The sequence below is a fragment of the Streptosporangium sp. NPDC001681 genome (assembly GCF_040298085.1).
Lineage (GTDB): Bacteria > Actinomycetota > Actinomycetes > Streptosporangiales > Streptosporangiaceae > Streptosporangium.
Window position 1 is genome coordinate 1 of the sequence record NZ_JBEOZN010000046.1, and the last position, 26,685, is coordinate 26,685.

At 70.0% G+C, this 26,685-nt stretch carries 26 protein-coding genes; 8 read left to right on the forward strand and 18 right to left on the reverse strand.

The window, feature by feature from the left end:
• Positions 1-162 precede the first annotated feature (162 nt).
• From ABT130_RS21655 to leuA, 5 genes are all read right to left on the reverse strand, one after another.
• On the reverse strand, positions 163-1,440 hold the full coding sequence (locus ABT130_RS21655; RefSeq protein ID WP_350957752.1) for an FAD-binding protein: 1,278 nt from the start codon (positions 1,438-1,440) through the stop codon (positions 163-165).
• Between the two features lie 258 nt (positions 1,441-1,698).
• On the reverse strand, positions 1,699-2,013 hold the full coding sequence (locus tag ABT130_RS21660; protein WP_350957754.1) for an SSI family serine proteinase inhibitor: 315 nt from the start codon (positions 2,011-2,013) through the stop codon (positions 1,699-1,701).
• 719 nt (positions 2,014-2,732) lie between these two features.
• A complete protein-coding gene (locus ABT130_RS21665) occupies positions 2,733-3,236 on the reverse strand; it encodes a MarR family winged helix-turn-helix transcriptional regulator (RefSeq protein WP_350913290.1) in 504 nt (167 codons plus the stop codon).
• A 13-nt stretch (positions 3,237-3,249) separates the two neighbouring features.
• Positions 3,250-4,944 carry an FUSC family protein gene (locus tag ABT130_RS21670; protein WP_350957757.1) on the reverse strand — a complete coding sequence of 565 codons (1,695 nt, stop codon included), beginning with the start codon at positions 4,942-4,944 and terminating at the stop codon, positions 3,250-3,252.
• A gap of 201 nt (positions 4,945-5,145) precedes the next feature.
• Positions 5,146-6,858 (reverse strand): 2-isopropylmalate synthase, encoded by a 1,713-nt coding sequence (leuA, locus tag ABT130_RS21675; RefSeq protein ID WP_350913286.1) that lies wholly within the window; start codon positions 6,856-6,858, stop codon positions 5,146-5,148.
• 294 nt (positions 6,859-7,152) lie between these two features.
• On the opposite strand from leuA, the gene ABT130_RS21680 reads away from it, so the two are divergent.
• Positions 7,153-7,398: a DUF2630 family protein gene (locus ABT130_RS21680; protein ID WP_350913284.1), complete on the forward strand. Its 246-nt coding sequence runs from the start codon at positions 7,153-7,155 to the stop codon at positions 7,396-7,398.
• Here the strand turns inward: ABT130_RS21680 and ABT130_RS21685 are convergent.
• The 7 genes from ABT130_RS21685 to urtA all read right to left on the reverse strand — a co-directional run bounded on the left by ABT130_RS21685 (position 7,392) and on the right by urtA (position 14,695).
• Positions 7,392-8,450 carry a hypothetical protein gene (locus tag ABT130_RS21685; protein ID WP_350957760.1) on the reverse strand — a complete coding sequence of 353 codons (1,059 nt, stop codon included), beginning with the start codon at positions 8,448-8,450 and terminating at the stop codon, positions 7,392-7,394. The two genes, ABT130_RS21680 and ABT130_RS21685, sit on opposite strands and share 7 nt — an antisense overlap.
• Positions 8,447-9,832: a transporter substrate-binding domain-containing protein gene (locus tag ABT130_RS21690; protein WP_350957763.1), complete on the reverse strand. Its 1,386-nt coding sequence runs from the start codon at positions 9,830-9,832 to the stop codon at positions 8,447-8,449. The genes ABT130_RS21685 and ABT130_RS21690 overlap by 4 nt, the downstream gene beginning before the upstream one ends.
• A 113-nt stretch (positions 9,833-9,945) precedes the next feature.
• Complete coding sequence (gene urtE, locus ABT130_RS21695; protein WP_343978534.1) at positions 9,946-10,635, reverse strand: urea ABC transporter ATP-binding subunit UrtE; 690 nt, start codon at positions 10,633-10,635, stop codon at positions 9,946-9,948.
• Entirely contained in the window at positions 10,613-11,371 is a 759-nt protein-coding gene (gene urtD / locus ABT130_RS21700; RefSeq protein WP_350913276.1) for an urea ABC transporter ATP-binding protein UrtD, read from the reverse strand. The genes urtE and urtD overlap by 23 nt, the downstream gene beginning before the upstream one ends.
• The gene (urtC, locus tag ABT130_RS21705) at positions 11,368-12,477 is read right to left on the reverse strand and encodes an urea ABC transporter permease subunit UrtC (RefSeq protein ID WP_350957766.1); all 1,110 of its coding nucleotides are present in this window, start codon (positions 12,475-12,477) and stop codon (positions 11,368-11,370) included. Before urtC ends, urtD begins: the two co-directional genes overlap by 4 nt.
• Positions 12,474-13,340: an urea ABC transporter permease subunit UrtB gene (gene urtB, locus ABT130_RS21710; RefSeq protein WP_350913272.1), complete on the reverse strand. Its 867-nt coding sequence runs from the start codon at positions 13,338-13,340 to the stop codon at positions 12,474-12,476. Before urtB ends, urtC begins: the two co-directional genes overlap by 4 nt.
• Positions 13,341-13,459: 119 nt before the next feature.
• Positions 13,460-14,695 (reverse strand): urea ABC transporter substrate-binding protein, encoded by a 1,236-nt coding sequence (gene urtA / locus ABT130_RS21715; protein WP_350957769.1) that lies wholly within the window; start codon positions 14,693-14,695, stop codon positions 13,460-13,462.
• Between the two features lie 303 nt (positions 14,696-14,998).
• On the opposite strand from urtA, the gene ABT130_RS21720 reads away from it, so the two are divergent.
• From ABT130_RS21720 to ABT130_RS21750, 7 genes are all read left to right on the forward strand, one after another.
• A complete protein-coding gene (locus ABT130_RS21720) occupies positions 14,999-16,555 on the forward strand; it encodes an endonuclease/exonuclease/phosphatase family protein (protein WP_350957771.1) in 1,557 nt (518 codons plus the stop codon).
• Positions 16,556-16,694: 139 nt separating this feature from the next.
• Positions 16,695-16,997, forward strand: coding sequence for an urease subunit gamma (locus ABT130_RS21725; protein ID WP_343978549.1), 303 nt, complete (start codon positions 16,695-16,697; stop codon positions 16,995-16,997).
• A 22-nt stretch (positions 16,998-17,019) separates the two neighbouring features.
• Complete coding sequence (locus tag ABT130_RS21730; protein WP_030903960.1) at positions 17,020-17,346, forward strand: urease subunit beta; 327 nt, start codon at positions 17,020-17,022, stop codon at positions 17,344-17,346.
• Entirely contained in the window at positions 17,324-19,051 is a 1,728-nt protein-coding gene (locus tag ABT130_RS21735) for an urease subunit alpha (protein WP_451934983.1), read from the forward strand. Before ABT130_RS21730 ends, ABT130_RS21735 begins: the two co-directional genes overlap by 23 nt.
• 28 nt (positions 19,052-19,079) lie before the next feature.
• A complete protein-coding gene (locus ABT130_RS21740; protein WP_350913262.1) occupies positions 19,080-19,757 on the forward strand; it encodes an urease accessory protein UreF in 678 nt (225 codons plus the stop codon).
• 27 nt (positions 19,758-19,784) lie between these two features.
• Positions 19,785-20,453 (forward strand): urease accessory protein UreG, encoded by a 669-nt coding sequence (ureG, locus tag ABT130_RS21745; RefSeq protein ID WP_350957843.1) that lies wholly within the window; start codon positions 19,785-19,787, stop codon positions 20,451-20,453.
• Positions 20,454-20,456: 3 nt separating this feature from the next.
• Positions 20,457-21,266, forward strand: a complete 810-nt coding sequence (locus ABT130_RS21750) for an urease accessory protein UreD (protein ID WP_350957774.1) — start codon at positions 20,457-20,459, stop codon at positions 21,264-21,266.
• 90 nt (positions 21,267-21,356) lie between these two features.
• Here ABT130_RS21750 and era read toward each other — a convergent pair whose 3' ends face one another.
• The 6 genes from era to ABT130_RS21780 form a co-directional block, all read right to left on the reverse strand.
• On the reverse strand, positions 21,357-22,277 hold the full coding sequence (gene era / locus ABT130_RS21755) for a GTPase Era (RefSeq protein WP_350913256.1): 921 nt from the start codon (positions 22,275-22,277) through the stop codon (positions 21,357-21,359).
• 17 nt (positions 22,278-22,294) lie between these two features.
• A complete protein-coding gene (locus ABT130_RS21760) occupies positions 22,295-22,627 on the reverse strand; it encodes a cytidine deaminase-like protein (protein ID WP_350913254.1) in 333 nt (110 codons plus the stop codon).
• 81 nt (positions 22,628-22,708) lie between these two features.
• On the reverse strand, positions 22,709-23,317 hold the full coding sequence (locus tag ABT130_RS21765; RefSeq protein WP_350913252.1) for a hypothetical protein: 609 nt from the start codon (positions 23,315-23,317) through the stop codon (positions 22,709-22,711).
• A 383-nt stretch (positions 23,318-23,700) separates the two neighbouring features.
• Complete coding sequence (locus tag ABT130_RS21770; RefSeq protein WP_350913250.1) at positions 23,701-25,002, reverse strand: hemolysin family protein; 1,302 nt, start codon at positions 25,000-25,002, stop codon at positions 23,701-23,703.
• The gene (gene ybeY, locus ABT130_RS21775; RefSeq protein ID WP_343979833.1) at positions 24,999-25,481 is read right to left on the reverse strand and encodes an rRNA maturation RNase YbeY; all 483 of its coding nucleotides are present in this window, start codon (positions 25,479-25,481) and stop codon (positions 24,999-25,001) included. The genes ABT130_RS21770 and ybeY overlap by 4 nt, the downstream gene beginning before the upstream one ends.
• Before the next feature lie 55 nt (positions 25,482-25,536).
• A complete protein-coding gene (locus ABT130_RS21780; protein WP_350913248.1) occupies positions 25,537-26,601 on the reverse strand; it encodes a PhoH family protein in 1,065 nt (354 codons plus the stop codon).
• Positions 26,602-26,685: the final 84 nt, after the last annotated feature.

Genomic DNA, 26,685 nt, shown 5'->3' on the forward strand with positions numbered 1-26,685 from the left:
ACCCTCGGGCGTGTCTGCTCCCACGGATTCCAGAGCGGCAGGCTGAGGAAGCACCCGCCGGTGGGTCTGCGATCTCGTGTTCAACGTAGCCATCAAAACGCACCTCCTTGAGCTGATGACTAGGGCTGGTCAACGCGGGGCTTCAAGGCGCATCGCTGCGCCTCAAGCCCCCTCTTTCAGGAGGAGGTCGTTGACGAACGGGTTGCGGAACTTGCCCGTGGGGTCGAGGTCGGCGGCCAGCCGCCGGAAGTCCGGTAGCCGGTCGTACCGGGACGCCAGGCGCTCGGGGCCCATCAGGAAGAGCTTGCCCCAGTGGGGGCGGGCCTCGAAGGGCTCCAGCAGATCCTCGATCACGGTGAGCACCCGGCGCACCGCGGGCCAGTCCTTCTTCCAGGTGAAGTGGACCGCGACGACGTCCTGGCGGTAGGAGGGGCTCAGCCACAACTCGTCCGCCGCGACGGTGCGGATCTCCGACACCTGCAGGACGGGGGAGACGACGTCCCTGACCCCGTCCAGCGCGCGGAGCGCGGCCAGGGCGTGGCGGCGCGGGAGCAGATACTCCGACTGGAGCTCCTCCCCGCTGCTCGGGGTGAAGTCCAGGCGAAAGTGCGGCAACCGGTCGTACCAGGGGCCGGGCACCCCCAGTTGCGCGGTGCAGTTGACGGCGGACAGCCCCGGCAGCGGGTGCCGGTCGGCCGGCGCGGCCGTGGCGTCCAGCCAGCGCGACACCGGCTCCCACGGGCCGGGCTCGCCGTCACGCCGCTTCACCCACACCTGGTCGATCACCGGGCCGTCCCATCCGGTGAACATGCTCACGCTGTACCCGGCCGAGGTGATCTCCTCGAAGTGCTCCTCAAGGCGCGCCCAGGGCAGGTTCTCGTAGACGTGCTGCCGCACCTCGAAGGCCGGGACGACGTCGAGGACGACCCTGGTGACGACTCCCAGCGCGCCGAGCCCGACGACCGCCCCCGCGAAGCGATCGCCGTCCCGCTCCCGGCTGAGGAAGGTGACCTCACCGTCGGCGGTGACCAGTTCGAGGCCGGAGACCGCGGTCGCCAGGTTGCCGTTGGCGTCGCCCGAGCCGTGCGTGGCCGTGGCGCAGGCACCGGCGACCGAGATGTGCGGCAGCGAGCCGAGATTGTGCAGCGCGTAGCCCGCACCGTGCAGATAGCGGCTCAGCTCGCCGTAGCGCACCCCGGCGCCGACCGTGACCGTGCCGCGTGCCGGGTCGAGCTCGGGCCCACCCGGCAGACCCTCCAGCGAGACGAGGTCACCGCCGGGACGGTCGGCGATCTCGTTGAAGGAGTGCCGGGTGCCGAGTGCCCGGACGGCGTCGCTGCCGGCGACCAGTTCCTGGAGCTGCTCCATGCTGCCGGGGCGGTGAAACCGCGCGGCGCCGTAGGTGATGTTGCCCGCCCAGTTCAGCAGCCGTCCGGTCAAGTCGTGCCCTCTCTACGCCTCGCGCCAGGCCGTGCACGGCGGATGCGCGCCGCACACGGGTGGCCATGCGAGGGCACGACGACGGCATCACCGCCCCAAGGGTATTTCAGGCTCGTACGGCGGCGGAATGCCCCGCCGCCGGGCAAGCCGATGTTCCGGGGATCGGGCCGCCGTTTCATGACGGGCGGCGGCGGCCCGATCCTCTCCAGACACCGGCGGGTGAGTGCTCTCGTCTCCCGGCCTCTCGAAGGCCAGGACCTAGAAGTCGAAGACCGGACCTGTCGCGGCGTGCATGTCGCACTCGTTGCTGAAGGTCCGCCGGTACTGGATGTACTGGCCGTCCCACGTGCCGGTCGCACTCGCCGTCGTGGGGTCGTACACCCGCGCGCACCCCATCCACGTCGGCCCGACCTGGGCCGGGTCGCCCTGCGCCGGGTAGAGCGCCGCGCACGCGTCCGCCGCGCGCGGGTGCGTCCCGAAGACCGGCGAGCAACTGAGCTGGACGCTACGGATGCCCGACCTGCCCGCGATGGTCAGTGAGAGATCCCTGCCCAGTGGTACGCCCACCGTCACGGGCCACGACGGAATCGGGCGCGGCGGCCACGGGGTCGGCCACGGCGGAAGCGGCCATCCGGTCGGCCTTGGCGGGAACGGGCGCGGCGGCCACGGAGTCGGCCACGGCGGAATCGGGGTCGGGCGAGGTGGGATCGGCTGGCCCCAGGTGCCGGGTGGCCACGGGAGCGGAGGCCGCGGCGGCCACGGAGGTCGTGGGGGTGGGATCATCGACCCGGGTCCCGGAGGCAGTGGCCCCGGCCCCGGAGGCAGCGGCCCCGGCCCCGGAGGCAGCGGCGGTCGCGGGGGCAGCATGATCGATCCGGGTCCCGGAGGCATCGGCCGCGGCGGCCACGGAGGCGGATCGGCGATCGGCCGGCCCACGGCCGGATCGGGTCCGCGGCCCGGCGGTTGCGGCAGCGCGTCCGCGGCGGCCGTCGTGCCGCTGAGAAGGACGAGCCCGGCGGTGGCCAGGCCAAAGATACATCGCATGAATTCCCCCGATGAATACGAATTTCGTACATAGCCGAAAATGTCGCTTTCGGTGTGTTCGGGGGGAGCGAATTACGCCCTGAACTGGAAAGATGCTATGTCGCTAACGATGGGGCACCTCGGAGCGACTCGCCGTGGAATGCCATGAATTCACCAGTTTGGAAAGGCCTCGGCCGAACCCGCTTCGTACCGCCGGTCGCCACTGCGGAAGCAGGATGCCAGGTGACGGCGCCCGCACCGGCGCACGTTCAGAGCGACCGGACGCCCGGCCGTCCCTCCAGCAGGAGGAGCAGCTCGCCGAGGAGTTCCGCCAGCTCCCGCTGCCGCTCCACGGCCAGGCCGGCCAGCAGCGACGCGTCGTAGTCGACCTGCTCGGGGAGCATCCGGTCGATGAGCGTACGGCCCTGCTCGGTGAGCGAGAGGTGGGACACCCGCCCGTCCCGGTCGTCGGGACGGCGGGCCACCAGTCCGCGCTCCTCCAGGAACCGTAGCCGCTTGGTGACGGCGGCGCCGGAGGCGAAGGTCTCCCTGGCGATCTGGCTGGGGGTGAGCTCCCGATCCAGCCGTCGTAGCGCGCCGAGGATGTCGAACTCGGACCGGGTCAGACCGTGCTCGCGCAGCGGCGCGTCGGCGGCCTGCTGGATCAGCAGGGAACAGCGGTTGAGGCGGCCGATCACGGCCATCGGCGCGGTGTCCAGCCCCGGGTGGACGCGCTGCCACTGGCGCATCACCTGCGCGACGATGTCCTCCACGCCCCCGCTTCCCTCACCCGCTGATCGACTTTGAGGCGACTCTATCCCGGGCGGGTCCCCTCAGGCGCGCGAGCGTACGGTGGCCTTCCTGCTCGGCCTGGGCGATCTGTTCCGTCGGCAGCACCCGCTGCCACCACTCGCCGGCGGCGATCTCGGCGGCCTCCCGGAGTTCCACCAGGGCGGCGACGAGCAGGCCTCGGGCCCGGGAGATGTCGCCGGGGCCCGCGGAGCCGCTCTCCAGCAGGTGTCCTGCCGCGGCCTGGGTGACGGCCACCCGGTGCAGGGCGGCGTCGATCCGGCCGGCGGTACGGCGGTTGGTCACCAGCAGGCAGCCGAGCAGTCCCGCCGCGACGCCCACGCAGGTGTCCAGCCAGCGGTCGGCGATCAGCTGCCCGGCGGGCTGGTACCCGGAGAACTCGGTCAGCAGAAGGGCCATCGGGGTCACGCACACCGTGCCGAGCCAGTAGTTCCGGGTGATCAACGCCTCGGTGCAGAACTGGAGGAGCAGCACCAGCAACACCAGCGCGAGCTGCCCGGTGCGGCTGATCGGCAGCAGCAGGGTGAAGGCGAGCAGTCCGAACACGCTGCCGAGGGCGCGCTGCAGCGCCCGCTGCCAGGACAGCATGGCATTGGCCTGGAAGACGGAGGCGGCCATCACGACCGCCCAGTAGGGGTGACCGACCCCCAGCGCCATCGAGGTCAGCCCGGCCAGAGCGGAGCCGACGGCGACCCTGATCCCGATCGGGAACAGCGCGGAGGCCGGATGGAACGCCCGCAGCACACTCGGCTCGCGGCTCCGGACGGCCCGCTCCATCGCGATGCCGGTCAACTCGGCGGCCTCGTTCTCGGTGAGGCTCGTGCGGGGCAGCGGCCGGTTCCGGCGCAGGTCGGTGGCCCAGCCCGTCAGCCGGGCGGCCTCGGTGGTGAAACCCGTCGCGAGGGTCTCCTCGGCGTGTACCAGCAGGCGCTCCAGCGCGCCACGGTTCGGGCTCGCGGGCACCGGCAGGAGAGTGCGCCAGGCGGCGTTCACCACCGCGGCGGCGTCATGGCGGACCCGGGGTACCGGGGTGATCCGCGCCGGGGTGTCGTCCTGGGGGTCGCGTCGCGAGGAGGCCGCCCGCGGGAGCCGCGCGACCGCCTCCAGCGCGCGGGCGACGGCGATCCGCTGGGGGCCCTCGGGCCGGACGAGCGCCGGGGCCATGCAGACCAGAGCGGCAAGGAGGGCGCCCAGCGCGGCGAGCGCCAGGTGGAAGGGCACCTCACTGAGCCGCTGGGGGATGAAGGCACAGGTCGCGGCCATGAAGGTGAAGATCAGGTTCCCGGGCGGGCCGATCCGGGTGGCGTCGCAGACCACCTTGTGCAGGGCGGCCAGCACCGCGGACACGATGATCAGGATCGCGGTGGACCGGGTGAGGCCGGACGTGACGAGCGCCACCCCCACCCCGCCGATCATGCCCAGCGCCACCCAGATCAGGCTGCGCGCCCGCGCCGCGTACGGCAGGCCGTGCGCGTACAGGGCGCACATCGCTCCGGCGGAGGTGTAGACCGCCAGATCCAGCCGGCCCATGGCGAGAAGGATCAGGTCGGGGATCGCCAGCGCGATGACCGCGCTGAGCGCGTGCTTGTGCCAGATGTCGCCGAACCGGCCGAGCCGGAACACTCCCCTCAGCGGCAGCCGCCGCGTCCGTCCGCCCGGCTGTTCCTTCATGATCCCCGTTCATATGATTAGCAAGTGTTTTACCTATAAATTATATGGCGGCAGGACGACCGGTTTCCCCGCCGCCCCGGCCACCTGCCGAGACGACTCGACCGCGCGTCCGCGGGTTACGCGGGAGGCGCGGTCGAATAGGCGACAGATGACCTTGTGGATCGTTGTCGGACGCGTTGCCCCGGCGGGTCGTGCCGGGGACTAGCGGTTGGCGCGGTTGACCGCGGAGATGACGGCCTTGAGCGCGGCGGCGGTGGTGTTGGCGTCGATGCCGACACCCCACAGGGCCTGGCCGGCGATCTCGCACTCGATGTAGGAGGCGGCCTTGGCGTCGGTGCCGGCGCTCAGGGCGTGCTCGGCGTAGTCGAGGACGCGAACCTCGATGCCGACCCTGGCCAGGGCCTCACAGAAGGCGGAGATGGGACCGTTGCCGACACCCTCGACCTCCCGGATCTCCCCGTCGATCCGCAGGTCGGCGCTGATCGCGTCCTTCTCGTCGCCCTGGGAGGCGGTGCGGTGGGCCAGCAGGCCCAGCCGGCCCCACGGGCCGACCTCGTTCGGCAGGTACTCGTCGGTGAAGATCTCGAACATCTGGGCCGGGCTCACCTCGCCGCCGAGGGCGTCGGTGCGGCCCTGGACGACGCGGGAGAACTCGATCTGCAGGCGGCGCGGCAGGTCCAGCTGGTGGTCGGCCTTCATGATGTAGGCGACCCCGCCCTTGCCCGACTGGCTGTTGACCCTGATGACCGCCTCGTACGTACGGCCGATGTCCTTGGGGTCGATCGGCAGGTAGGGGACCGCCCAGGTGAACTCCTCGACCGGGACGCCGGCGGCGGCCGCGTCGCGCTCCAGGTGCTCGAAGCCCTTCTTGATGGCGTCCTGGTGGGATCCGGAGAAGGCGGTGTAGACCAGCTCGCCGCCCCACGGGTGGCGCGGGTGGACGGGGAGCTGGGTGCAGTACTCGGTGATCCGGCGGATCTCATCGATGTCGGAGAAGTCGACCTCCGGGTCGATGCCCTGCGAGAACAGGTTCATGCCCAGCGTGACCAGGCAGACGTTGCCGGTGCGCTCTCCGTTGCCGAACAGGCAGCCTTCGATCCGGTCCGCCCCGGCCAGGTAGCCCAGCTCGGCGGCGGCGACGGCGGTGCCCCGGTCGTTGTGGGGGTGCAGGGAGAGCACGATCGAGTCGCGATAGGCCAGGTTGCGGTGCATCCACTCGATCTGGTCGGCGTAGATGTTGGGCGTGGCCATCTCGACGGTGGCGGGCAGGTTGATGATGACCTTGCGGTCGGGGGTGGGCTGCCACACGTCGTTGACGGCGTCGCAGACCTCCACCGCGTACTCCAGTTCGGTGCCGGTGAAGGACTCCGGGGAGTACTGGAAGTAGATCTCCGTGCCGTCCATCTCGGCGGCCAGCTTCTTGCAGAGCTTGGCGCCCTCGACCGCGATCGCGGTGATGCCCTCGCGGTCCTGGCCGAAGACGACCCTGCGCTGGAGGGTGGAGGTGGAGTTGTACAGGTGGATGATCGCCTGCTTGGCCCCGCGCACCGATTCGAAGGTCCGCTCGATCAGCTCGGGTCTGGCCTGGGTCAGGACCTGGATCACCACGTCGTCAGGGATCAGATCCTCTTCGATGATCTGCCGTACGAAGTCGAAGTCGGTCTGGGAGGCGGCGGGGAAGCCCACCTCGATCTCCTTGTAGCCCAGCTTCACCAGCAGCTCGAACATCTTGAGCTTGCGGTGGGGGTCCATGGGGTCGATCAGCGCCTGGTTGCCGTCACGCAGGTCGACGGCACACCACCGGGGTGCCCGCTCGATGACCTTGTCCGGCCAGGTCCGGTCGGCCAGCCGGATCGGCGCGAAGGACTCATAACGCTTGAACGGCATGGGGCTGGGTTGCTGCTGCGGATACATGCAAAGGCTCCTCGACTGGGAAAACAATCGTGGCCGACACGCATGGCTCGCTCCGCGACGAGGGAGCCGGCCCTTACAGGCCCTCGTCGCGGCAGCTAAGAAGCAGCCCGCGCAGCATGCATAGCACGCTATCAGACGGGTCCGAATGCCCGAGCCCCGGTCTCACATGGCGGAACTCGAAGATCTCCGGGAGTCCTTCCGAGGATGGGCACGCGACGCGAAGCACGTCGGCGCCACCGGCTCGGCTTCCGACGGTACGGTCACCTGAGGAGAACTCTGACAGGGGGAACTGCCATGAGGGACGTCGACATCCTCGCCCACATCAACGAACTCATCGCCGAGGAGCGGGAGCTCCGGAAGAGACTGACTTCGCACTCGATCTCCTCGCATGAGGAGAACAACCGGATCCAGCAGCTGGAGGAGGCTCTCGACCAGGCGTGGGACCTGCTCAGGCAGCGCCGGGCACGCCGCGAGTTCGGTGAGGACCCCGACTCCGCCGCGCCCCGCCCGATCGACGAGGTCGAGGACTACCGTCAGTGACCGCCCGCCCCGAAGGCCCCTGCCGGAGTCGGGGTCGGGGACGGGGACGGTGGGACGGGAGCGGGTTCCGCGGCCGGGCGGCCCTCGCAGCGTGAATCGGCCGGGGTCCGCTGCGAGACCGGGGCGAGCCAGGAGATCACGCTCTGTTCGACGTACCAGCCGTGCAGGTTCGCCCATGTCCTGGGCACCTCGCCGGGGTCGGGGCAGAGCACCTTCGACCGCAGCCGCTCATTGGAGATGAAGCTCACCGCACCGTCACGGTGCAGGACCGTGGTCATCAGGTCGTCACTGGCGACCATGTAGCCCACGAGCACCTCGGAGGACTTCTCCCCGGTGATCTCCAGGGCGATCAGCGGGAGGATCGGCGCCCTCATCACGACCGCGCCGACCAGGAACGGGGTGAACACCGCCATCGCGATCGCGATGCCATGGGTCAGCACCCTGGCCGACGCCGCGGGCACCGGGCCGGTCAGCAGCGGCGCGCACACCGGGGGAAGCGTCAGCAGGATCGCGGTCGCCATGTCCCGCTCGGCGAACGCGGTGACGATGGCGGGCCACAGCAGCACGTACGACAGCACCGCGGCGATCAGCGGCAGCGCGTAGCAGAACGTGGTCCGCAACTCCTCGTGGGCCGGGAACCGCTCGCGCACGATCAGGCCCGCCAGCGCGAGCGACAGCATCATCAGCGTCGGCAGGAAGCGCAGTTGCCAGGTGCCCACGCCCACCACGACGGCCAGGCCCGCGACCCAGCCGGGCAGCCGCCGGGCCGCGCGCACCAGCCATGAGGACCGGCCCGTGCTGATCCAGCAAAGGGTGCCGAGAAGCCGGCCGCCGACGACGACGACGGGCAGCACCCACACCGTGGTCAGCAGGATCGCGCTCAGCATGCCCAGCGGGCTGATGGTCTGCACGAGCAGGAGCAGCGTCTGGGTGTCCTGCCGGCTGGCGTACCACAGCCGCATCACCAGCAGGACGATCGGGAACACCGGCAGCAGCGTGAGGAACCACTCCTGGTTCCTCGGCGCGTCCCTGACCCGCCTGTCGGTCTTCAAGGTGCGGAGGGACAATCCTGGACGGGGAGGGTCCGCTCCCACGGCCAGCGGCGCACCGGCGGGGGAAGCGCGCACGGCTGCTCCGCCTGGGCCACGTTCACCCCCGGGTTGGTCTTCAGCAGCGGCTCGATGTGGGTCTTGTACGCCTCCTCCCAGCGCTGGTTCTGCGGATCGGCGTAGGAACGGTAGAGCGCGAGGTCGACCAGGGTGCGCAGCGCGGCGTTGGGCCCCGCGTTGACAGCCCACATCTCCGTCTTCTCCAGCGCGATGTCGTGGTGGCGCAGGTTCCTGTCCTGCGCGACGAACCCGGCCAGGAGTGCCGCGTCGGTGGTCACCGCGTCGATGTCGCCCCTCTGAAGACGCTCCACGCACTTGCTGATCAGGCCCTCGGCGATGGGATTGCCCCTTATCGCCTTGCTCAGCTCGACCAGGGAGGTCGAGGTCCCGAGCGAGCAGACCTTCTTGCCCTCGAGCTGCCCCAGGGAGGCGACGTGTTCGTCCTCGTAGTCGGATCTGGTCACCACCGACTGCTCGGTGAAGAGGTAGGGCGTGGAGAAGCCGACCGAGGGGTCCGCCTTGCGGTCGGGCGTCACGCTGAAGGTCGCCACCACGAGGTCGACCCTGACGAATTCCCCGTTCTCGTTCCGGGCCTGCATGCGCGCCCTGTCCTCGGTCTCGATGGACATGAACTCGACCTGGTCGCGCCGGAAGCCCAGATCCGCCGCGATCATGTAGGCGATGTCGATGTCGAAGCCCTCGAAGCCGCTGCCGTCCTTCGACCGCAGGGCGATGCCCGGGGTGTCGTCCTTCACCCCGATCCGGAGCCTGTCCTTGCTGAGGAGTCCCGCCTTCTCCCGCAGCTCGGCCTCGGTGGGCGGCCCGTTCACCCATGCGATGGACACCCCGACCACGACCGCTGCGACGACCAGCGCGATCCAGGCCGTCAGCCGGAACCGGCGGAACCCGCGCCTGGCGGGCGTCCCCGGCGGATCGATCCGCGCCCCGGGGTACGCGTCCTCGAAGGGCCGCACATCCCCGGGCCGCGGGTCGCGGCCGTACCTGTCGTCGTCCCACCGGTCACGCTCGTATCGCTCGTCGAACCGGCGCTCCTGACCGTATCTGTCGTCATCCCACCGGCCGCGCTCGTACCGGCCGTCGAAGCGCCGCTCACGGTCATGTCGATCGTCGGACCATCGGTCACGATCGTCACCGGGCGATCCGCCGGTCTCGGCGCCCGATCGCCCCTCGCGCTCGTCGTCGGCCGGCCTGCCGGTCTCGTGGCCGGTCTCGCGGCCGGGCTGCCGGTCGGAGCGACCGTGACTCCCGGGAGGGTCCGGTGTCCCCTCCGCTCGCGTCCCCCCGTCCGCAGGTTCCTCCGCCATGACACCCCCGGACTCCCTTTTTGCTGGGTAGGTTATGCCGCCATCGCCCGCAGCGGGAGGTTCTTCATCAAGAAGAGATCAAATACGACTTTCTTGATATGAAATAGTGCGGTTCACACAGCGAGAAGGCGGTGAATTTCCTCCCCGTGTAATTCCTCCACCGCCCCCGAATGAGCGACGTGCCCGGCGTCGAGGATGAGAAAACGGTCGGCGAGGCGGAGCGCCAGGTCCAGATACTGTTCGACCAGCAGGAGCGACAGGCCGGAGGCGTGCAGCCGCTCGATCGCCTCCTCGATCTCGATGATGATCGAGGGCTGGATGCCCTCGGTGGGCTCGTCCAGGATGAGCAGCCTGGGCCGGGTGACGAGCGCGCGGGCGATCGCGAGCTGCTGCTGCTGTCCGCCGGACAGGAATCCGGCACGCCGCTTGAGCAGCGGCTTCAGCCGGGGAAAGGTCTCCAGCGCCTCCTCCAGCGCCTCCTGCGGGCCACCGGAGGCCTCCAGCGTGACCTGAAGGTTGCCGAGCACGCTGAGCTGAGGGAAGGTCTCGTGCCCCTGGGGGACGTACGCCATGCCGAGCCGTACCCGCTCGTGCGGCGGCAGGCGCGTCACGTCCCGGCCCTCGAAGGTGACCGAACCCGCGGTGGCGGGCAGCACGCCCATCACGGTGTTGAGCAGGGTGGTCTTGCCCACCCCGTTGCGGCCCATCACGCACACCAGTTGCCCTGGCTCCACCCGCAGGGAGACCCCGAACAGCACCCGGGCCCTGCCGTACCCGGCGTCAAGATCCTGTACTGACAGCATCTCCGCGCTTCCTTCCGAGATAGACCTCCTGCACGCGCGGGTCGTCGCGGACCTGGTCCACCGAGCCCTCGATCAGCACCTTGCCCTCGTGCAGGACGGTGACCTGCGAGGCGTACCTGCGCAGGAACTCCATGTCATGTTCGATCACGATCACCGTGTGGTCGTTGGCCACGGACGTCAGCAGCTCGCCGGTCCGTTCCCGCTCGTCCTTCGACATCCCGGCCACCGGCTCGTCCAGCAGGAGCAGCTTGGGGCTCTGGGTGAGCAGCATGCCGATCTCCAGCCACTGCCGCTGCCCGTGGGAGAGCACCCCCGCGGGCCGGTCCGCCAACTCCCGCAGCCCCGTGGTCTCCAGCGCGTCGGCGACGGCCGTGGAGATCCCGCGCCTGCGCCGGGCCAGCGACCAGAGCGGGCGGCGGAAGGAGGCCGCCAGGTCGAGGTTCTCCAGGACCGTGAGCTCCTCGAAGACCACCGAGGTCTGGAAGGTACGCCCGACGCCGAGCCTGACGATGCTGTGCTCGCGCAGGCCGGCCAGGCTGCGGCCGTCGAAGACGACCTCGCCGGTGGTGGGGCGGGTGAGGCCGGTGATGACGTCGATGAGCGTGGTCTTCCCCGCGCCGTTGGGGCCGATCAGGAAGCGCAGTTCCCCCGCCTCGACGGTCAGGTCGATGCCGTCGATGGCGCGGAAGCCGTCGAAGACCACCGACAGCCCGCGTACCTCGATGATCGGGCTCATCCGACCTCCTCCATGACTCTCCTGCCGGGGGCGTCGTCCGCAGGCGGGGGTTCCGGGGCCGTGGGGCGCTTCGACCGCCGGGCCAGGGCGTCGCGGGCCGACGCCGCCAGGCCGAGGATCCCTCTGGGGGCCAGGGTCATCACGAGGATGAACAGCGCGCCCTGCAGGTAGAGCCAGCCGTCCGCGAACTGCTCGCTGAAGGAGGTCTTGGCGTACCCCATGACGACCGCGCCGAGGACGGCCCCGGCGAGGGCGAACCTGCCGCCCACCGCGACCGCGACGACGAGTTCGAGCGAGGGGACCACCCCCAGCAGCGCGGGCGAGATGATGCCGACCACCGGCACGAACAGGGCACCCGCCAGCCCGGCCATGCCCGCGGAGATCGCGAAGACGACGGTCTTCACCCTGGCCGGGTCGTAGCCGAGGAACCTGACACGGTCCTCGCCGTCCCTGATCGCGACGAGCAGCCGCCCGAAGCGGCTGCCCACCAGCTGGCGGGCACCGAGGTAGAGCAGCCCGGTGACGATCGCGACCACGAAGTAGAGCCCGCGCTGGGTGGAGTCCGCCGCCAGGTCCTGGCCGAACAGGTCGAAGAAGTTGGTCAGACCGTTGGTGCCGCCGGTCAGGCCCTGCTGGCCGACGAGCAGGATGACGAACGCGGCGGCGAGCGCCTGGGTGAGGATCGCGAAGTACGCGCCGCGCACCCGCTGGCGGAACACCAGCAGGCCCAGCACAGTGGCGATCAGCATCGGCCCGAGTACGACCATGGCCAGCGCGAACACCGGGTTGGCGAACGGTTTCCAGAGCGCGGGCAGCTGCTCGACCCCGCTCCAGACCATGAAGTCGGGCAGGTCTCCCTGGGCGTCCACCAGCTTCAGGTGCATGCCCATCGCGTAGCCGCCGAGCCCGAAGAACACGCCCTGGCCGAGGACGAGCATGCCGCCCTGCCCCCAGGCCAGTCCGATGCCCAGGGCGATGATCGCGAAGCAGAGGTACTTGGCCAGCAGGCCGAGGCGGAAGGGTTCCAGCAGCAGCGGTGCGACGACCAGGGCGAGCACGGCCACCGCCGCGAAGAGCCCCGGCCCTCTGAGGCGGGTGAGATTCACGTGAGCGCCCTTGATCGGAGTACGAACAGGCCCTGCGGGCGGAACTGGAGGAAGGCGATGATCGCGGCGAACACGATGACCTTCGCCAGGCTGGCGTCACTCCAGAACTCGGCGTAGGAGTTGAGCAGGCCGAGGCCGGCGGCGGCGATGACGGCGCCGCGCAGCTGGCCGAGCCCTCCGGCGACGACCACCAGGAAGGCGTCGACGATGTAGTAGGTGCCCAGCGCCGGGCCGACGGGGCCGATGAGGGTGAGCGCCACCCCGGCGACCCCGGCCAGCCCTGAGCCGATGAAGAAGGTCCGCTGGTCCACCCGGGCGGTGTTGATGCCGCTGACCGCGGCCAGCTGCCGGTTCTGCATCACGGCCTGCATCCGGCGGCCGGCGCCGGTGCGGTTCATGTAGGCCCAGACGCCGATGACCGTGGCGACGGCCAGGCCGAAGATGAACAGCCGGTTGTACGGCAGGGACGCGATGCCGCCCTGCAGCCAGGTGGGTGCCTGGACCTGCACGTTGGGCGCCCCGAACAGGTCGCGGGCGAGTTGCTGGAGCACGAGGCTGACGCCCCAGGTGAGCAGCAGGGTGTCGAGCGGGCGGCCGTAGAAGTGCCGGATCGCGGCCCGTTCCAGGATGAGCCCCATCAGCCCGGCGACCAGGAAGGCGACGGGCAGGGCCACGATCACCGCCATCCGGCCGGTGAGGTCCTGGAGCAGGTAGGCGGTGTACGCCCCGGCCATGATGAACTCGCCGTGGGCCATGTTGATCACGCCCATCTGACCGAACGTGAACGTCAGCCCGAGGGCGATGAGGAGCAGCACGGCGCCGATGGACAGGCCGATCGGGAGCTGGTTGAGAAAGGCCTCCACCGAAGGTCCCCTTCCTACGAGTGTGTGGCTCCGGAACCGGGCCGCGCCGCGTCGTGGGCGCGCCATGGTGCTTTCCGTGATCTGGTCACGGCCCGGTCCGGAGCCGGTCTTGAGGGGGGTCAGCCGGTGGCCAGGCCACTCGCCCAGGGGTAGCCCTTGAGGTAGGGGTCGGGCTTGATCGGCTGGCCGGAGTTCCAGACCTCCTTGATGAGGCCGTCGGGCTGGATCACCCCGATCCTGGCCGTCTTGTACATGTGCTGGTTCTCACCGTCGATGGTGACGAGGCCCTCGGGACGGTCCAGCGCGATGCCGCCCGCCGCCTTCCTGACCGCCTCGACCTCGACGCTGCCGGCCTTCTTGACGGCCTCGGCCCAGAGGTAGACGGCGTTGTATCCGGCCTCCATCGGGTCGGAGGTCACCTTGTCCGTGCCGTACTTGGCCTTGAACGCGGCGACGAACTTCTCGTTGGCCGCGTTCTCGGTGGTCTGGTAGTAGTTCCAGGCGACGGGGTGGCCGGCGATGTTGTCGACGCCGATGCCCTTGACCTCCTCCTCGGCGACGCTCACCGACAGCACGGGCATCTTCTCCGCGGTGACCCCGGCGCTGTTGAGCTGCTTGAAGAAGGCGACGTTGCTGTCGCCGTTGAGGGTGTTGAAGACGGCGTCCGGCTTGGCCTGGAGGACCTTGTTGGTCAGCGTGCTGTACTCGGTGTGGCCGAGCGGGGTGTACTCCTCACCGAGGATCTCCATGTCGTTCGCCGCCGCGTACGCCTTGATGATCTTGTTGGCGGTCCGGGGGAAGACGTAGTCGCTGCCGACCAGGAAGATCTTCTTCTTGCCCTGTTCCTTGAGGTAGTCGAGGCCGGGGATGATCTGCTGGTTGGTGGTGGCGCCGGTGTAGAAGATGTACGGCGAGCTCTCCAGGCCCTCGTACTGCACCGGGTACCACAGCAGGGCCTTGCTCCGCTCGAAGACCGGCAGCATCGCCTTGCGGCTGGCGGAGGTCCACCCGCCGAAGGTGGTGGCGACCTTGTCCTGGCGGATGAGCTTGGTGGCCTTCTCCGCGAAGGTGGGCCAGTCGGACGCGCCGTCCTCCACCACGGGGACCAGCTTCTTGCCGAGCACTCCCCCGGCGGCGTTGATCTCCTCGATGGCGAGCAGTTCGGCGTCCCTGACGGTCACCTCGCTGATGGCCATGGTGCCGCTCAGCGAGTGCAGGATGCCGACCTTGATGTCTCCGTCACCGCCACTCGCGGCGGCCGCGTCCTTGTTCGCAGGGGCTTCACCGCCGCAGGCGGTCAGCGTCGCGGCCAGCGCCGCGACGGCCACCACGGAGCACCATGCTGTCTTCCTCAATGACTTTCCTCCTTGCCGGTACGGCCCCCGCACCGATCTATCTGCCGCCAAGGTGACTGAGTGAGGTTTCCCGCCTAGTTCGCAGTTGTTAATTGCGGTTTACCGGCATATCACCGCCGTGACAGAGCACGGCGATGCAGACAGGCTGCACACACTTGTACAGACAAATCACGAACCGACGTGATACTGAGCAGCGGTAATGAGTTTCCGGTGCGCGCAATCTGAATGACAGTCGTCATACACCATGCCGTTACCGGGGCGCTTCAGGCTTATCTCGCCTCAAGAACCCCATAAGGAGCCTGAATGCGCCGGTTATTCATGGTGGCGGCAGCCGTAGTGACACTCGGTCTGACAAGCGGCCTGGTGAACGTCCCTGCCTTCGCCGCCGCGGACGGCACGCTGAACGTCATCTCGGCTTCGGTGAAGGCCGGTGAACCGATCAGCCTGACCTACTCCACCCCCCGCCCCGACCCGAAGAACTGGATCGGCCTGTATACGGACCCCGGCAACGGCCCGGTCGCCGAGAAATACGTCGGCCCCTCCCTGAAGTGGGTCTACATCCCCGAGGGCTCCGGCACCGCCACGCTGCCCACCAACGGTCTCGAACCGGGTGACTACGTCGCCTACTCCCTGGCCAAGGACGGCTATGCCTGGCTCGCCCAGCCCGTCAAGTTGAAGATCGTGAGTGCCGAACCGCTGCACTTCGTCAGCGACCGCGTCCCGTTGCGCAACGCCCGCGCGCTGAAGCCGTACGCCGCGACCGTCGGCGGCCTCACCCGGGGTGACGCCGAGGGCCTGACGTTCCGCAAAATCTCCGGGCCCCGCTGGGTCACCGTCGGCTCGGACGGCAGTATCTCGGGCACCCCGCGCCCGCCGGACGCGCTCCGGCCCGCGGCCGTGCGGATCGAGGCGCGCAACGGCGCCGGCGAGACCGCCTCGGTGACCGCGGCGATCGAGGTCAGGGTTCCGGGCGCCAAGCTCGTGCCCGACCTCAAGGCGATGAGCTGGAACCTCTGGCACGGCGGCAGCCAGGTGAAGGGCGCCCGCGAGAAGCAGCTGAAGTTCCTGCTCGACCACGACGTGGACGTGGTCGGTATGCAGGAGACCTCCGGCACCTCCGCGAAGGAACTGGCCGAGGCGCTGGGGTGGGAACACTTCCAGGCCGGGAACGACCTGGGCATCGTCAGCCGCTACCCGATCACCTCGCGCGGCCCGCTCCCGGCCGCGTCGGGACTGGCCGGGATCACCGCCAGGATCCGGGTCGACGACCAGCACAGGCAGGACGTCGTCATCTGGAACGTCCACCTCGGCTACACGCCCTACGGTCCCTACGACGCCTGCTTCGGGAAGATGAGCCACGAGCGGCTCCTGGCCAACGAGGTCTCCTCGGGGCGCACCCCGCAGATCACCGCGGTCCTCGCGGCCATGCAGTCCGACCTGCGGGACGCGAAGCGGACCCCCGTCCTGCTGACCGGTGACTTCAACGCTCCCTCACACCTGGACTGGACGCCCGCGACCAGGCGCTGCGGCTATGACTCCGTGGCCTGGCCCGCCTCGGTCCTGCCGGAGCAGGCGGGCCTGAAGGACTCCTACCGGGTCGCCCACCCCGACCCGGTCGCCGCCCCCGGCATCACCTGGTCACCGATCTACCCGACCTTCACCGGCGGCTACGGCCACGACGCCCACAAGGGCGAGCCGGAGCCGCAGGACCGGATCGACTTCGTACACTACGCGGGCGATCTCCGGGTGCTGGACTCCAGCGCCCTGGTCGAGGGCACCCCCGCCCCCATCCCCGGCCACTCCGGCAATGCCTGGACCTCCGACCACGCCGCGGTTCTGACCACCTTCAGGATGCGTTGACCCGGCGCACCGAACCTCCCCGCGGAGGAAGGGCGGCTCCATGCCGCCCTTCCTTCGTTCGTACAGCCCGCGCCACCTGGAAACCGACACGACATCGACGTGCAACGTCACCGAAACCACCGGTTCCTATGGTCCGGGAATGCGGCTCACACCACACGAGCAGGAACGCCTGCTCATCCACGTCGCCGCCGGTCTCGCCCGCGACCGCAGGTCACGTGGCCTCCGGCTCAACCACCCCGAGGCCACCGCGATCATCGCGTCCTTCCTCATGGAGGGGGCCAGGGACGGGCGGACCGTCGCCGAACTGATGGAGGCGGGGCGCAAGGTGCTCTCCCGCGACGACGTCATGGAGGGGGTGCCCGAGATGCTGTCGTCCGTGCAGATCGAGGCCACCTTCCCCGACGGCACCAAGCTCGTCACCGTCCACCAGCCGATCCCGTGACCCCGAAGAGCGGTGAGCGCCGATGACACCCGGCGAGATCCTGTACGGCGACACGCCCATCCCGCTCAACCCGGGCCGCGAGCGCGTCACCGTCCGCGTCGTCAACACCGCGGACCGGCCGATCCAGGTCGGCTCGCACTACCACTTCTCCGCGTGCAACCCCGGCCTGGAGTTCGACCGCCAGGCGGCCTGGGGCACCCGGCTCGACGTCCCCGCAGGTACGGCGGTGCGGTTCGAACCCGGTGTGGAGCGCGACGTGACCCTCGTGCCGATCGGCGGGCTGCGGATCGTCCCCGGTCTCCGTCCCGAATGGGCCGGACCTCTCGATGGGAGTCCCGGTGTTCATTGAACGATCCCGCTACGCCGCGCTCTACGGCCCCACCGTCGGTGATCGGATCAGGCTGGCGGACACCGACCTGCTCATCGAGGTCACCGAGGACCTGTCGACGGGGCCCGCCGGAGCGGGCGACGAGGCGGTCTTCGGCGGCGGCAAGGTCATCAGGGAGTCGATGGGCCAGGCCAGGACCACCAGGGCCGAGGGCGCGCCCGACCTGGTGATCACCGGCGCGGTGATCCTCGACCACTGGGGCGTGGTCAAGGCGGACATCGGAGTCAGGGACGGCCGCATCGTGGCGATCGGCAAGGCCGGAAACCCCGACACCATGGACGGTGTCCATCCGGACCTGGTGATCGGCCCCTCGACCGAGATCCTCGCGGGCAACGGGAAGATCCTGACCGCCGGGGCGATCGACTCCCACGTCCACCTGATCTGCCCGCAGATCCTCGACGAGGCCCTCGCCGCGGGAGTGACGACCATCGTGGGCGGCGGCACCGGACCTGCCGAGGGCACCAAGGCCACCACCGTCACCGGCACCTGGTATCTCGCCCGGATGCTGGAGTCTCTCGACTCCTACCCGATCAACGTCGCGCTGCTCGGCAAGGGCAACACGGTCAGCCGCGAGGGGCTGCTGGAACAGCTCCGCGCCGGAGCCTCCGGTTTCAAGCTGCACGAGGACTGGGGCACCACTCCGGCCGCCATCGACGCCTGCCTGTCGGTGGCCGATGCCACCGGCACCCAGGTCACGATCCACACCGACACCCTCAACGAGGCCGGGTTCGTGGAGTCGACGCTGGCGGCGATCGGCGGCCGGATGATCCACGCCTACCACACCGAGGGAGCCGGCGGCGGGCACGCGCCCGACATCATCCGGGTCGCCTCCTACGGCAACATCCTGCCGTCCTCGACCAACCCGACCCGCCCGCACACCGTCAACACGCTCGACGAGCACCTCGACATGCTGATGGTCTGCCACCACCTCAACCCGTCCATCCCCGAGGACCTGGCGTTCGCCGAGTCCCGGATCCGGCCGTCCACGATGGCGGCCGAGGACATCCTGCACGACATGGGCGCGATCTCGATGATCGGCTCGGACTCGCAGGCGATGGGCCGGGTGGGCGAGACGATCATCCGGACCTGGCAGACCGCGCACGTGATGAAGCGCCGTCGGGGGGCTCTGCCGGGTGACGGCCCCGCCGACAACCTCCGGGCCCGGCGCTACGTCGCCAAGTACACGATCTGCCCGGCCGTGGCCCACGGCCTGGACGGCGAGGTCGGCTCGGTGGAGACCGGCAAGCTGGCCGACCTGGTCCTGTGGGACCCGGCCTTCTTCGGTATCAAACCGAACCTGGTGGTCAAGGGCGGTGTGATCGCCTACGCCCAGATGGGCGACGCGAACGCCTCCATCCCGACCCCGCAGCCGGTCATGCCGCGCCCGATGTTCGGTGCCGCCCCAGTCACCGCCGCCGCCACGTCCGTCCACTTCGTCGCCCCGCCGGCGATCGAGGACGGCCTCGCCGACCGGCTGGCCGTACGCAGGCGCCTGCTGCCGGTGGCCGACGTCCGCCGCAGGGGCAAGGAGAGCATGCCGCTGAACGACGCCATGCCCAGGATCGACGTCGACCCCGACACCTTCGCGGTCAGCGTCGACGGCGACCTGATCGAACCCGCCCCCGCCGAGACCCTGCCCATGACCCAGCGCTACTTCCTGTTCTGATCTCCTGCCCGGCCGAAGGGAGCCCCAGATGAACGCCGCGCTGCTGCTGCTGGCCGATTCCCGGCTGCCCGCCGGGGGGCACGGTCACTCCGGTGGCGCCGAGGAGGCGGTCAGGATCGGCGCGATCCACGACCTCGCCGGCCTCGCCGCCTTCCTGCGGGGCCGACTGGCCACCGCGGGCCTGGTGACGGCCGCCCTCGCCGCCGCGGCCTGCGATCTCGGCGCGTCTCCCCCCGCGGCGACCGGCCGCCCGGAGTGGACGCGGCTGGACGCGGAGGCGGACGCCAGGATCTCCTCGCCCGCCCAGCGGGAGGCGAGCCGCACCCAGGGCAGGCTGCTGCTGCGGACCTCGCGGAGGATCTGGCCCTCCCCGGTGCTCGACACACTGGCCGGGGCGCTGCCCCAGGGCGCCCACCACCCCCTCGCGCTCGGCGCGGTGGCGGCCGTGGCGGGATGTTCCCCCGCCGAGGCCGCCCTCGCGGCGGCCTACACCTCCGTCACCGGGCCCGCCACGGCGGCGGTACGGCTGCTCGGCCTCGACCCCGTCGCCGTCCACCGACTGCTCGCCGATCTCGCCCCGGCCTTGGAAAGGGTCGCGGCCACCGTCCCCACCGGCTGGGAGGCACTGCCCGCGCATGCCTCCCCCGCGCTCGACCTGCTCGCCGAACAACACATTCGTGCGGATCTACGGCTTTTCGTCTCCTGACGACCACCTGGAAGGACGGTGACCCACATGGGCGCCAACCACGACGACCACCACCACGCGGCCGACCCGCACGGCCGGGCGTTACGCCTGGGCATCGGAGGCCCCGTCGGCAGCGGCAAGACCGCGCTGACCGCGGCGCTGTGCCGGACGCTCGGCCCGTTCATGCACCTGGGCGTGGTCACCAACGACATCTACACCACCGAGGACGCCGACTTCCTGCGCAGGGCGGGCGTGCTCGACCCGGAGCGGATCGTCGCCGTGCAGACCGGGTGCTGCCCGCACACCGCCATCCGGGACGACATCGCGGCCAACCTCGACGCGGTGGAGACCCTGGAGGAGCGGTTCGGCCCGCTCGACCTGGTGATCGTGGAGAGCGGCGGGGACAACCTCACCGCCACCTTCAGCAGGGGCCTGGCCGATCGGCAGATCTTCGTGCTGGACGTGTCCGGCGGCGACAAGGTCCCGCGCAAGGGCGGCCCCGGCGTGACGACGGCCGACCTGCTCGTGATCAACAAGACCGATCTGGCCCCGATGGTCGGCGCGGACCTCACGGTCATGTCACACGACGCGGCGGCCGTACGGGACGGCAAACCCGTGCTTTTCACCTCGATCAGGGAGGATCCACGAGCGTACGCGGTCTCCAAATGGGTCACCGGCCTCGTCGAGTCCTGGGCCCACGAGCACTCCCACGCCTGACCCATGCCCCGCACCGACCCGGTCCCCGCACCCGCCCTGCCCGCTCCGGCGCCGGCGGGGTCCGTACCACGGCCGGAGCAGGCAGGACGGCGGGCGATGAGGGCGCGGGCGGCGATCGCCACCCGGCGGGACGCGGCCGGCCGGACCGTCCTCGCCACGATGCGTTCCGGCCCACCGCTCACGCTGCGGGCGACCGCGCCCGGCCGGGTGCACCTGGTGTCCACCGCGGCGGGTCCGCTGGGCGGTGACGATCTGGCCCTCGACATCGAGGTGGCGCCGGGAACCGAACTGGAGGTGCGGTCGGTCGCGAGCACTCTGGTGCTGCCCGGCCCCGCGGGGGCCGAGTCACTGATGACGATCACGGCCCGGGTCGGCGCGGGCGCCTCGCTCAGGTTCGCGCCAGAACCGACGGTGCTCGCGGCGGGCTGCCTGCACCGCATGGTCGTCCGGCTCGACCTGGCCGAGGACGCGCGGGTGCGCTGGCGCGAGGAGATCGTCTTCGGCCGGTACGGCGAACGCCCCGGACGCTGCCACTCACGCTTCGACGCCGTTCTCGGAGGGGTCCCGCTGCTCCGGCAGGAGTTCGTGGTGGGCGACCCGGAGATCGACGGCAGTCCCGCCGTCTACGGCGACGCCCGCTGCGTGGGCAGCATCCTGATCACCGGCCGGGCGCCGGAGACGGTGGTCGGCCAGGGCTGGGCCGCCCTGCCCCTGGCCGGGCCGGCCACCCTGGTCTCCGCGCTCGGCCGGGACGCGGTCGAGCTGCGGCGACGGCTCGGGCACGGAGAGGAGGCCATCACCGACCGCCGCTGAGGGGCACTGAGGGAGCACTGAGGGAGCACTGCCAGGGCCCCCGGGACCGGGCCCGCACAGCCGCGGCTCGCGCCGCCGTGCCGGGAACCGTCAGTCGTAGAAACCCAGGCGGCGGAGCTGCTTGGGGTCGCGCTGCCAGTCCTTGGCGACGCTGATGCGCAGGTCGAGGTAGACGCGGGTGCCGAGGAGCGCCTCGATCTGCCGGCGGGCGCGGCTGCCGACATCCTTCAGCCGGGAGCCCTTGTGCCCGATCACGATGGCCTTCTGGGACGGACGCTCGACGAACATGTGAGCGTAGATGTCGAGGAGGTCGTCACGCCCCTGTCTGGGAAGCATCTCATCGACGACCACCGCGATCGAATGCGGCAACTCGTCGCGCACCCCCTCCAGGGCCGCCTCCCGGATCAGCTCGCCGACCAGCACCTGCTCGGGCTCGTCGGTGAGCTGCCCTCCCTCGTACAGCGGCGGGCTCTGGGGCAGGCGCTGGACCAGCACGTCGGCCAGCACGTCGAGCTGCTCACCCGACTGCGCGGAGACCGGCACGATGTCATCGAACTCGGCGAGCTGGGAGACCGCGAGCAGCTGCGCGGCGATCTGCTCGCGGGTCGCCAGGTCGCACTTGGTCACCACGGCGACCACCGGGGTCTTCTTGACGCCCGCGAGCTTCTCGGCGATGAACCGGTCGCCCTTGCCGATGGGCTCGTTGGCGGGCACGCAGAAGCCGATCACGTCGACCTCGGTGAGGGTGGAGAGCACCAGGCTGTCCAGCCGCTCACCCAGGAGCGTGCGGGGCCGGTGCAGGCCCGGCGTGTCGACGATGACGAGCTGGGAGTCGGGACGGTGCACGATGCCACGGATGGCCCGGCGGGTCGTCTGGGGCTTGGAGGAGGTGATCGCCACCTTCGTGCCGACCAACGCGTTCATCAGCGTGGACTTGCCGACGTTGGGCCGGCCGACGAAGCAGGCGAAACCGGCATGGAAATCAGCAGCTGAGGAACTCACGTCAACCATTGTCGCCGATGCCGGACTCAGCTCTGACGCGGTGTCCCGTCAGGACCGGCCACGAGCAGGGTCTCGGCACCCAGGTCGCGGACCGCCCGCGTGTCGTCGTCGGAGGGCCCCTCACCCGCGGTGACCAGCGCGGCCGCCTCCAGCGACTCCGCTCCACCGGACACCGCCATCGCCACGGCGACCTGGATCGCCGACAGGGTCAGCGACGGCAGCGCCACGTTGGTCGCCGAGTAGGTCCGGCCTGTCTCGTCCCGTACGGCCGCGCCCTCGGCGGCTCCGTTGCGTGCACGGGCGGAACGGGCCAGCACGATGATCTTCTTGTCCTCGGGATCGAGGGTCGCGTCACTCACAGCACAAGGGTATTCAGCTCCCGGCGCCAAGGGCGACACGGGTGCGGCCCCGGCACCAAAACGACACGGCTGCCGCCTCGCTCAGGCGGCGACCTCGTCGACCAGCAGACGGACGAGCTCCCGGGTGCGCTCGGCGTCGACGTCCCTGACACCGGCGTGCACCAGTGAGATCAGGGTGTGGCCGCTGAGGGCGAACACCAGGTGCATCTCGTACGGATATCCGTTCAGCCTGCCGTTCAGCCGCCTGGCCTGCACCTCGTCACCGACCCCTGCCAGGTTCAGGGGGGAGACCCGAAGGGCGGTGCCGCGGCCCGCCACCTGGGCACGTGCGACCGGACAGCCGCTCAGCGCCTCCGTGAGCTCGTTGAAGTGAAGCTCGGCGTCGTCACCGCGGTAGGAGGCCAGGCCGAATCCGGCCAGCTCCCCGACCCCGTCACCCTGGTAGGTCACGGCCGCCCGCGCCCCCAGCGCCCGCTGCGGCGGCCTGCCTCCCGCGGTGTCGAGAACGAGCCGGCAGTCCTCGTTCACCGGCTGGAACGGGGCGCGCCAGCCGTCCTGCGGACGGGCCGAGAACCCGTCGGGCAGCCCTCGCGTCTCGTCGAGCACTCCCCGCAGCCGGTTCAGCTCCGCGGCGCCGTCCATCGCGTCGCCGGCCCCCGCTCCGCCGGCGCATCCGGCCGCCCCGCCCACGATAAATCCACATAACACCACAAAAGCGACAATATTCATCCCCCGCGTCATGACCATCCCCCCGATGTCATGTGCGAGGCGTCTCGTCCTCGCCGATTCGCTTTCTTCCCCGTCCGCAAAAGCGGCAATCATTAAGAAACGCCTAAGGGTGCCCTCAACCGTATTTCACGGTCGAGAACACCCCTAAGCGAGTGACGCAGGACAGCCACGAAGCCCTACGTGAACTCTTCTCCCCCATGGGCCGACCCGCGCGCCACGAACCCCTCCGGACGCGGGGATCTCCCACCGGCTCCCGCGCGACCAGGTGCCGTGCGAGAAGCATCCCCCGTGCCGCTTGCAGGGCACTTGCGGACGACTTGGGGCGAATCCACCGCCCCGACCCGTCACTGGTCGGGGGAGGCCGAGACCGAGTCGGGCTCCGCGGGGGCGATCCTGGTGACGAGGACCGTGCCGATCCGGTTGCGGCGCCCGGCGAGGCTCTCCGCCGTCAGGCTGAGACCCTCCACCACCGCCTGGGAACCGGCGATCGGCACCCGGCCCAGCGCGTGTGCCAGCAGCCCTCCGACGGTCTCGACGTCGTCGACCTCCAGTTCGATGCCGAACAGGTCTTCCAGATCGTCCACCGGGAGCCTGGCGGTCACCCGCACCGCGCCGCCCTCGAGCGGCTCCACCCTGGGGACCTCCTGGTCGTACTCGTCGGTGATCTCACCGACGATCTCCTCCAGGATGTCCTCGATGGTGACCAGGCCGGCCGTGCCACCGTACTCGTCGATGACGATGGCCTGGTGGATCTGGCGGGCCTGCATCTCGCGCAGCAGCTGGTCGATCGGCTTGCTCTCCGGCACGTAGGTGGCCGGGCGCATGATGGACTCCACCGGCTCGGCGCGCCCGTCGTCACCGGTGTCCTGCACCCGGCGTGCGATGTCCTTGAGGTAGGCGATACCGATGACGTCGTCCTCGTTCTCGCCGACCACGGGAATCCGGGAGAAACCGCTGCGCAGCGCGAGGGACATGGCCTGGCTCAGCGTCTTGCCGCGCTCGATGAACACCATGTCGGTGCGGGGCACCATGACCTCGCGGACCAGGGTGTCGCCGAGCTCGAAGACCGAATGGATCATCTCCCGCTCGTCTGGCTCGATGACCCTGCGCTCCTCGGCCAGATCGACCAGGTCCCGCAGCTCCGCCTCGGAGGTGAAGGGGCCCTCGCGAAAGCCCTTGCCCGGCGTCACCGCGTTGCCGAGCAGGATGAGCAGCTTGGGCAGGGGGCCGAAGATCCGGGTCAGGCCGTACACCACGGGGGCGCTGGCGAGCGCGATGGGCTCGGCGTGCTGGCGGCCCAGCGTGCGCGGGGAGACCCCGACGATCACGTAGCTGATGACGATCATGACCGCCGCCGCCGCGGCGTAGGCCCAGCCCTGGTCCCCGAGCCAGTCGATGAAGAGCAGCGTGCCGATCACCGTGGCGACCAGCTCGCAGCTCAGCCGGAGCAGGAGCAGGAGGTTCAGGTAGCGCGGCGGGTCGGCGACGATGGCCTGCAGACGCACCGCGCCCCGGCGGCCGTCACGGACGAACTCCTCCGCGCGAACCCTTGAGATACGAGTCAGAGCCGTCTCCGCGCTGGCGATCAACCCGCCGACCACGACGAGGACGACGGCGGAGAACAACCACCCGTTGGCGAGGTTCACCGCTGGGGGCGCACCTCCTGCCACGACTCCAGAAGCTCGCCCTGAAGGCCGAACATCTCCTTGTGCTCCTCGGGCTCGGCGTGGTCGTAGCCGAGCAGGTGGAGGATGCCGTGCGTGCACAGCAACTCCAGCTCGGCCTCGGTGCCGTGCCCGGCCTCGGCCCCCTGCTTGGCGGCCACCTGCGGGCAGAGCACCACGTCACCGAGGAGCGCCGGGTCGGTGGGCGAGTCACCCTCCTGCCGTGCCCCCGCGCCCGGTCCCGGCCGCAGCTCGTCCATCGGGAAGGCGAGCACGTCCGTGGGGCCCGGCTCCCCCATCCACCGTTCGTGCAGAACCGACATGGTCTCCTCGTCGACGACCAGGATCGACAGCTCGGCGAGCGGGTTGATGCCCATCCGCTCCAGCACATGCCCGGCCAGCGAGACGATGAGCCCCTCGTCGATCTCGACGCCGGACTCGTTGTTGACCTCGACGCTCACAGGTCCCCCCCTGCTTCCCCCGTGCCGCGCGACCCGCTCCGGAATCGTTCCGCGCTCATGTCCTCTCCCGAGGACGCTGCTTGACCATGCCCTTGATCTGCTGCGGCGCGCGCTGGCGCTGCGTCTCGTCATAGCGCCCGTACGCGTCCACGATGTCGCCCACCAGCTTGTGGCGCACCACGTCGTCGCTGGTCAGACGGCTGAAGTGGATGTCAGAGATGCCTTCGAGGATGTCCTGGACGACCCGCAGACCGCTCTGCGTGCCGTTCGGCAGGTCGACCTGGGTGACGTCGCCGGTGACGACGATCTTCGAGTTGAACCCCAGCCGGGTCAGGAACATCTTCATCTGCTCCGGCGAGGTGTTCTGCGCCTCGTCCAGGATGATGTAGGCGTCGTTGAGCGTGCGGCCCCGCATGTAGGCGAGGGGGGCCACCTCGATCGTGCCCGCGGCCATCAGCCGGGGGATCGACTCGGGATCGAGCATGTCGTGCAGCGCGTCGTAGAGCGGGCGCAGGTAAGGGTCGATCTTCTCGTAGAGCGTTCCCGGCAGGAAGCCCAGCCGCTCGCCCGCCTCGACCGCGGGGCGGGTGAGGATGATCCGGTTGACCTTCTTCTCCTGGAGGGCCTTCACGGCCTTCGCCATCGCGAGGTAGGTCTTGCCCGTGCCGGCCGGGCCGATGCCGAAGACGACGGTGAACTTGTCGATCGCGTCGACGTACCGCTTCTGGTTCACGGTCTTCGGGCGGATGGTCCGGCCCCGCGAGGAGATGATGTCCAGCGAGAGCACCTCGGCGGGACGGTCGGAGGTCATCCGCAACATGGCGATGCTGCGCTCGACCGCGTCGACCGTGAGCTGCGCGCCTCCGCGGACGAGTTCGGACATCTCCTCGAAGAGCCGCACCACGGTGCTGCTCTCCTCCGGGCTGCCGGTGACGGTGATCTCGTTGCCCCGGACGTGGATGTCGGCGCGAAAGGCGCCCTCGATGACGCGCAACAGCTCATCGCGCGAGCCCAGCAGGCTGACCATCGACTGATCGTCCGGAATCACCACCTTTGCCTGAGTCCGGCTGGAACCCCTGGACCTCGGCGACGTTCTGCTGGAATCGTTTGTCTCGGACATGAGCTGGCCCTACGGCCTGTTCGCCTCCAGATATAGGCGTGGAACTTCAACGCCATCGTATCCGTGATCGCCAGGATCGCGCTT

Coding starts and splice junctions, on each gene's coding strand:
- ABT130_RS21670 (WP_350957757.1), bottom strand. CDS start 4,944: ATGAAGGAACAGCCGGGCGGACGGACGCGGCGGCTGCCGCTGAGGGGA.
- leuA (WP_350913286.1), bottom strand. CDS start 6,858: ATGTATCCGCAGCAGCAACCCAGCCCCATGCCGTTCAAGCGTTATGAG.
- ABT130_RS21680 (WP_350913284.1), top strand. CDS start 7,153: ATGAGGGACGTCGACATCCTCGCCCACATCAACGAACTCATCGCCGAG.
- ABT130_RS21690 (WP_350957763.1), bottom strand. CDS start 9,832: ATGGCGGAGGAACCTGCGGACGGGGGGACGCGAGCGGAGGGGACACCG.
- urtE (WP_343978534.1), bottom strand. CDS start 10,635: ATGCTGTCAGTACAGGATCTTGACGCCGGGTACGGCAGGGCCCGGGTG.
- urtD (WP_350913276.1), bottom strand. CDS start 11,371: ATGAGCCCGATCATCGAGGTACGCGGGCTGTCGGTGGTCTTCGACGGC.
- ABT130_RS21720 (WP_350957771.1), top strand. CDS start 14,999: ATGCGCCGGTTATTCATGGTGGCGGCAGCCGTAGTGACACTCGGTCTG.
- ABT130_RS21725 (WP_343978549.1), top strand. CDS start 16,695: ATGCGGCTCACACCACACGAGCAGGAACGCCTGCTCATCCACGTCGCC.
- ABT130_RS21730 (WP_030903960.1), top strand. CDS start 17,020: ATGACACCCGGCGAGATCCTGTACGGCGACACGCCCATCCCGCTCAAC.
- ABT130_RS21735 (WP_451934983.1), top strand. CDS start 17,324: ATGGGAGTCCCGGTGTTCATTGAACGATCCCGCTACGCCGCGCTCTAC.
- ABT130_RS21740 (WP_350913262.1), top strand. CDS start 19,080: ATGAACGCCGCGCTGCTGCTGCTGGCCGATTCCCGGCTGCCCGCCGGG.
- ureG (WP_350957843.1), top strand. CDS start 19,785: ATGGGCGCCAACCACGACGACCACCACCACGCGGCCGACCCGCACGGC.
- ABT130_RS21750 (WP_350957774.1), top strand. CDS start 20,457: ATGCCCCGCACCGACCCGGTCCCCGCACCCGCCCTGCCCGCTCCGGCG.
- era (WP_350913256.1), bottom strand. CDS start 22,277: ATGGTTGACGTGAGTTCCTCAGCTGCTGATTTCCATGCCGGTTTCGCC.
- ABT130_RS21780 (WP_350913248.1), bottom strand. CDS start 26,601: ATGTCCGAGACAAACGATTCCAGCAGAACGTCGCCGAGGTCCAGGGGT.